General features: G+C 43.0%; 1 protein-coding gene. It reads left to right on the top strand.

The genetic code is table 11. The annotated features are described in order from the left end of the window. Positions 1-7,870 (top strand): Calx-beta domain-containing protein (locus tag AC1DND_RS13265; protein ID WP_477582221.1); only part of this gene is annotated, 7,870 nt, incomplete at both ends.

Genomic DNA, 7,870 nt, shown 5'->3' with positions numbered 1-7,870 from the left:
CTGCTACAACGAATGGGGCAGAACCTGCAACACCAGGTTTGTTTACCTTTACCTTAAGTAATGTAGCTACTACTGATACACAAATTAGCTATACCGTAACCGGAACGGCTACAAGTACCAGCGATTATAGCTCAATCGGAACAACGGTAACCATCCCTGCCGGACAAACCATTACAACAGTAAGTGTACCGGTACTGGATGATAATATTGCAGAAGGCACGGAAACAGTTATTTTAACTATGGCTGCTGCAACCAATAATGCTTCAATTACAGCAAGTACAACGCCAGCTACAGTTAACATTATTGATAATGATAGTTCGGTTGCCACTATTGCTGCTGGAACAAATGGTGCTGAAAATGGTCCGGTGAATGGGACATTTGTAGTTACCTTAAGCAATCCATCATCACAGCCAACCACCATTACTTATACTTTTGCTGGTACAGCAACAGAGGGTAGCGATTATAGTCCGATTGTAACGCAAACGATCACTATCCCAGCCGGACAAACTACTGGTACTATTACTATCCCGGTATTAACCGATAATATTGTTGAAGGAACAGAAACCGTTGTGGTTAGCTTAACTAACTCTGGTAATCCGTTGGTAACGGTAAGCAATACACCTGCAAGTATCAATATCGCCGATAATACCACCGCAACAATAACGGTAACGGCTACTGCCAATGGTGCAGAGCCAACTACTGCAGGTCAGTTTACTTTTACCCTGAGTCATGTTTCTACAACAGATACAAAGATTACTTATTCGGTAAATGGAACTGCCACAAGCGGAACCGATTATAGCTCAATTGGTACAACGGTAACCATTCCGGCAGGACAAACAACTGCTACGGTGAGTGTGCCGGTATTGAATGATGACCTGGTAGAAGGAACCGAAACTGTGGTGTTAACCATGCTTGCCACAACAAACAATACTTCTATTACTGCAAGTACAACACCAGCAACGGTTAATATTACGGATAACGATACCGCGATTGCCACTATTACGGCAGGAACAAATGGTAATGAGAACGGTCCGCTAAATGGAACATTTACGGTAACCTTAAGTCATCCATCGGCAACCGATACACAGCTGACTTATACCGTAGGAGGAACAGCAACGGAAGGAATTGATTATACCACAATTGTGAAAACCATCACCATTCCAGCTGGTCAAACTACGGGAAGCATTACTATTCCGGTATTGGCAGATGCGGTAGTAGAAGGAGCAGAAACGGTTGTAGTTACTTTGGGTACTTCAAACAACCCATTGGTTAGTGTAAATAATAATCCTGCTAACATTAATATTCTCGATAACAATACCGCTACCATAAGCATTTCTAGCACACCAACAATAAATGAAGCGGCTGGAACGGCAACCTTTACGGTTACTTTAAGTACAGCAGTACAAAACTCATTCAGTGTTGATTATAAAACGGTAGATGGAACAGCTACAGCTGGTTTAGATTATACCGCTACTACAAGTACATTGATATTCCCTGCAAATTCGCCGGCAGGTGCAACATTAACGTTCACGGTTCCGATTAGTGATGATAATCTGGTTGAGCCATCAGAAACTTTGAGTGCTGTACTAAGCAATATTCAAGGTGGATTTGTAACCATAGGAACGTCAACAAGTAATGTTACCATTACAGATAACGATACTGCTGTGGCCAGCATTGCCCCAGGTACAAATGGTAGCGAAACTGGTCCGGTGAGCGGAACATTTATAGTAACCTTAAGTAATCCATCGGCTACCGATACACAGATTACCTATACTTTGGGCGGAACCGCAACAGAGGGAGCCGATTACACTAACATCGTAACCAAAACGATTACGATCCCTGCAGGTCAAACTACCGGAACAATCGGTATTCCTGTAATTGTTGATGCAGTAGCAGAAAGTACCGAAACGGTTATTGCTACCTTGGGTACGTCGAATAATCCTGCCATTACAATAAATACCACGCCCGCAAGCATCAATATTCTCGATGCCAATACAGCTAACGTAAGTATTTCGATCAACGCAGCCAGCATTGGCGAGGCAATTGGTACCGTTACTTTATCGGTTACCTTAAATATTGCAGTTCAAAATAGCTTTACTGTTGATTATAAAACAGCAAACGGAACAGCGCTATCTGGATTAGATTACACCTCAACCAGTGGAACCATAACCTTCCCGCCAAATTCGCCGGCAGGTACAGTGTTCAATGTAGTTATTCCGATAATTGATGATCACCTGATTGAAAATTCAGAATCGTTTACCGTTGGATTAAGTAATGTGGTTGGGGCAGAAGTTGCTATCGGTGCAAGTCCGGCAATTGTAAATATTGCGGATAATGATAGCGCGGTGGCAACCATCACTGCTGGTACCAATGCCAATGAAAATGGTCTTGTAAATGGAGTGTTTAATGTTACGCTAAGTAATCCATCAGCTACACCAACAACATTAACTTTCACCTTAAGCGGAACAGCAACAGAAAGTGCCGATTATGGTGCCGTTACCAAAACAATCATCATCCCTGCAGGTGCAACCACAGGAACCATTACTATTCCGGTAATGGCAGATGTATTGGCCGAAGGTACCGAAACGGTAATTGCGACCTTAACAGCTTCAAGCAATCCGGTAATTACGGTGAATAACACAACGGCAACAATTAATATCATTGATGAAGATGTGGCTAAAGTAAACCTATCAACCACTCCAATAATTAATGAAAACGCAGGTACAGCAACCTTTACTGTGACTTTAAGCAATGCCGTACAGAATGGCTTCAGCGTGAATTATGCTATTGCCAATGGTACCGCAACATCAGGTGCAGATTATACACCCACTAGTGGAACTTTAACTTTTCCTGCAAATTCAGTGGCAGGTGCAACATTAACGTTCACGGTTCCAATTAATGATGATAACATCGTTGAACCATCAGAAACATTAAGTGCCGCACTAAGCAATGTTACGGGTGGCGTAGTTACCCTTGGTACATCATCGGCAACTGTAACCATTACAGATAACGACACTTCAGTAGCAACCATCACAGCGGGTACAAATGGAAATGAAAACGGACCAGTAAACGGATCATATACCGTGACATTAAGTAATCCATCATCTACTGATACCCAGATTACTTTCACTGTTGGCGGAGCAGCTACCGAAGGCAACGATTATGCCGCGATTACCCGAACCATTACCATACCAGCTGGTCAAACTTTAGGAACAATAACGATCCCTGTGGTAACTGATTTAGTGGTAGAAGGAAATGAAACGGTGGTGATTACCTTAACAAATACCAATAATCCTTTGGTAACGGTAAACAATACGCCTGCAACCATTAATATTCTGGATAACAATTCGGTAGCTGCGAGTATCTCACTATTCCAAACCAATGTAGATGAAGCTTCAGGCACGGCAACCTTTACCGTAACCTTAAGCGGAGCAGTACAGGATGCATTTAGTGTTGATTATAATACGTCGAACGGAACAGCAGTTGCTGGCTTAGATTATGTTGCAACCAGCGGAACATTAACGTTCCCTGCAGGTTCTGCAGCAGGTTCGAGCTTAACCTTTACTGTGCCGGTTATTGATGATAATCTGGTAGAACCAAGCGAAACTTTCAACGGATTAATCAGTAATGTAACTGGTGGACTGGTAACCATTGCAGACGGTATTGCAACGGTAACCATTACCGATAACGACTCGTCTATGGCAAGTATTATGCCAGGTACTTCAGGAAACGAGAGTGGGCCAGTAAACGGAACATTTACAGTTACTTTGAGTAAACCAGCATCTACCGATACCCAGATTACATATACTTTAAGTGGAACAGCAACTGAAGGAAGTGATTACGCTTCAATTGTAACCAAAACCATCACCATTCCTGCTGGTCAAACCACTGGAATAATTACTATTCCAGTATCGGCCGATGCAATTGTTGAAGGATCCGAAACTGTTATTGCGACATTGACGAGCTCTGGAAATCCATTGGTAACAGTAAGCGGTACACCGGCAACCATTAACATTACAGATAATACAGATGCTATGGTAACAGTATCTGCAACAGCAGATGGAGCCGAGCCTGCTACATCAGGTCAGTTTACCTTTACGTTAAATCGTATATCGACCACCGATACCAAAATTACCTATGCGCTAAGTGGAACGGCGATCAGCGGAACCGATTATACAGCTATTGGTAATAGCGTAACTATTCCAGCCGGACAGACTACGGCAACTGTATCGGTACCGGTATTAAATGATAATATTGTGGAAGGAACGGAAACGGTTATCTTAACCATGAATGCCGCGACGAACAACGGTTCGATCATTGCCAGCACTATACCTGCAACAGTGAATATTACCGATAGTGGTTCTTCAATTGCTTCGATAACGCCAGGTACATCAGGAAATGAAAACGGACCGGTTAACGGAACATTTACAGTTACCTTGAATAATCCATCAGCTACCGATACACAGCTTACGTATAGCTTAACAGGAACAGCAACTGAAGGCAGCGATTATAGCACAATTGTAACCAAAACCATTACCATTCCTGCAGGTCAAACTACTGGAACGATTACCATTCCGGTATTAACCGATGCAATGGTGGAAGGTACTGAAACGGTTATTGCTAGATTGCTAACTTCTAGTAATCCTTTAATTACAATCAGTAATGTTCCGGCTAGTATTAATATTATTGATAACAATACGGCAACAGTAAGTATTTCAACTGATCCAATCATTAATGAGTCGGCAGGAACAGCCACGTTTACAGTAACACTAAGTGCTGCTGTTCAAAATGCATTTACGGTAGCTTACACTACTGGTGATGGAACTGCAACTGCAGGCTTCGATTATACCACAACCAGCGGAACGTTAACATTCCCTGCTGGTGCTGCTGCGGGCACAAGCCTAACGTTTACCGTTCCAATAAATGATGACAGTATTGTTGAACCGAACGAAACCTTTAGTGGTACAATTAATAATGTTTCAGGTGGATTGGTAACCATTGTTACGGGTACGGTAACCACTACCATTATTGATAACGATACTGCAGTGGCTACCATTACGGCAGGTATTGATGGTAACGAAAACGGCCCTGCAAACGGAACGTTCATCGTAATATTAAGTAAAGCATCCGCCACCGATACCCAGATTACTTATACTTTAGGAGGTACAGCAACCGAGGGCAGCGATTATACTGCGATTACCAAAACCATTATCATCCCTGCGGGTCAAACCACAGCGACCATTAGCATTCCGGTATTAACAGATGCGGTTGTTGAGGGTACTGAAACAGTTATAGCTACATTAACCAGCGCTGGAAACCCAGCAGTAAGTGTGAGCAATGTTGTAGCAACAATCAATATTGCCGATAACAATGATGCGAGTGTGAGTATCTCTACCAGTCCAACGGTTAACGAAGCGGCAGGTACTGCTACCTTTACCGTTACCTTAAATGCAGCTGTTCAAAATGCATTTACAGTTGATTATGCAACAAGCAACGGAACGGCAATAGCTGGTTTAGACTATACCACCACTAACGGAACATTAACATTCCCTGCAGGTGCTGCTGCCGGTGCTACCTTAACGTTTACCGTTCCAATTAACGATGATAATATTGTTGAAACGAACGAAACATTTAGCGCAAGCATTAGCAATATAACAGGTGGTTTGGTAACTATTGCTACAAATGCGGCAAGCACAACCATTATCGATAACGATGCTTCGATAGCAACAATTACCGCAGGTATAAACGGTAACGAAAGTGGGCCTGTAAATGGAACCTTCACTGTAACATTAAGTAAAGCATCAGCAACCGATACGCAGCTTACTTATACCTTAGGTGGCACAGCAACAGAAGGCAGCGACTACAGTCCGATTGTAACCAAAACGGTCACTATTCCTGCTGGTCAAATTACGGCAACCATTACGATTCCGGTATCAGCTGATGCAGTTGTAGAAGGAACAGAAACCGTAATTGGTACCTTAACCGTTTCGGGTAATCCTGCGGTAACGGTAAGCAATGCTCCTGCAACGATTAATATTCTGGATGGATCAAATACAACAGTTACAGTAAGCACAACAGCCGATGGAGCAGAACCTTCAACACCTGGTCAGTTTACCTTTACTTTAAGTAACGTATCAACAACCGATACGCAGATTACGTATACCGTAACAGGTACAGCAACAAGTGGTGCAGATTATACTTCAATAGGTACAACAGTAACCATACCTGCCGGACAAAAAACGGTAACAGTTCCTGTTCCTGTACTTAATGATAATCTTAACGAAGGAAATGAAACGGTAATTTTAACGATGAATGCAACAACAAATAATGCATTAATCACGGCAAGTACAATACCTGCTACTGTTAACATTAGAGATAACCGTGCACCTGTTGCAAGTGCACCTGCCATTACTACTCCTGAAGATACCCCGATTAACGGAACAATAACGGTTACCGATGCAGATGGTGATCCACTTACCTTAACGCTAAGCACGCCTCCTGCACATGGTACAGTTGTGGTAAATAAGGATGGTACATACACCTATACGCCAGCACCTAACTATAATGGTGCCGACACTTTCACCGTGACAGTAAGCGATGGTAAGGGTGGTACAACAACAGTAAACATTTCAGTAACTGTAACTCCGGTAAATGATGCACCAGTAGCAACTTCGCCAGCCATTACCACACCGCAAAATACAGCAGCCAGCGGAACAATAACCGCAAGCGATGTAGATGGCGACGCTTTAACTTTTACAGTAAGCACTCCGCCAGCACATGGTACAGTAGTGGTAAATACTGATGGTACTTATACTTATACACCAACTTCTGGTTATGTGGGTAACGATACTTTCACTGTAACTGTAAGCGATGGTAAAGGTGGTACTACTACCGTAACTATTCCGGTAACGGTAAGCTTGGTAGCAGCTCCAGCAATAAGTTTAACCAAAGCAGCTACCAATACGGTGAGCAAGGTTGGCGATGTAATTAATTACAACATTGTGGTAACCAATACAGGCAACGTAACCCTAACAAATGTGGCGGTTACAGATGTCGGTGCCGATGCAGGATCAATCATTCCGGTTAGCATAGCAAGTCTGGCACCAGGCGTAAGTGTTACGGTAACCGCAAGGCACACCATTACCTTAACCGAGGTAAATGCAGGTTCGTTTAGCAACCAGGCTTCGGCAACAGCACAAACGCCAAACGGTGGTACGTTGAATAAACCTAGATCAGACGATCCGGGTACGCCTGCTGCTGATGACGCTACCGTAACGTTAATTGCTCCGGCATCTACCATCACTCTGGTTAAAACAGGTACGCTAAGTACTGATGGAAATAGCATTACTTACAATTTCAGCGTTAAAAATACTGGAAATGTAACCCTGCACATCATCACTTTAGTGGACGCTAAACTTGGATTAAACAGGGTAATTCCTGGCACACTTGCTCCAGGCGCAACAGTAACTGATAGTTATGTTTACCAGTTAACACAAGCAGATAAAGATGCTGCAAGCGTAACCAACAGTGCAACCATTACTGGTCAAACACCGGCAAATGTTTCAGTTAGCGATATCTCTGGTACAGCTGAAAACAACAATACGGCAACTGTAACGCAGATTCCAGTGATGGGTGCTATAGCTTTGGTTAAAACAGCGGCATTTAGCGGTAATCAGGTAACCTATACGTTTACAATTAAGAACACAGGAACCAATACTTTAAATACCATTACTTTAACCGATGCTAAGCTTGGTTTAAACAACAAGGTGATCACAGTAACTGGTGGACTTGCTCCGGGAGCGACTACAACCGATGTTGAAGTATACACCTTAACTCAGGCCGATAAAGACCTGGGAACAGTAACCAATAC

The organism is Pedobacter sp. 01N416 (assembly GCF_056399685.1).
This window is presented reverse-complemented; position numbering and strand designations above follow the sequence as displayed.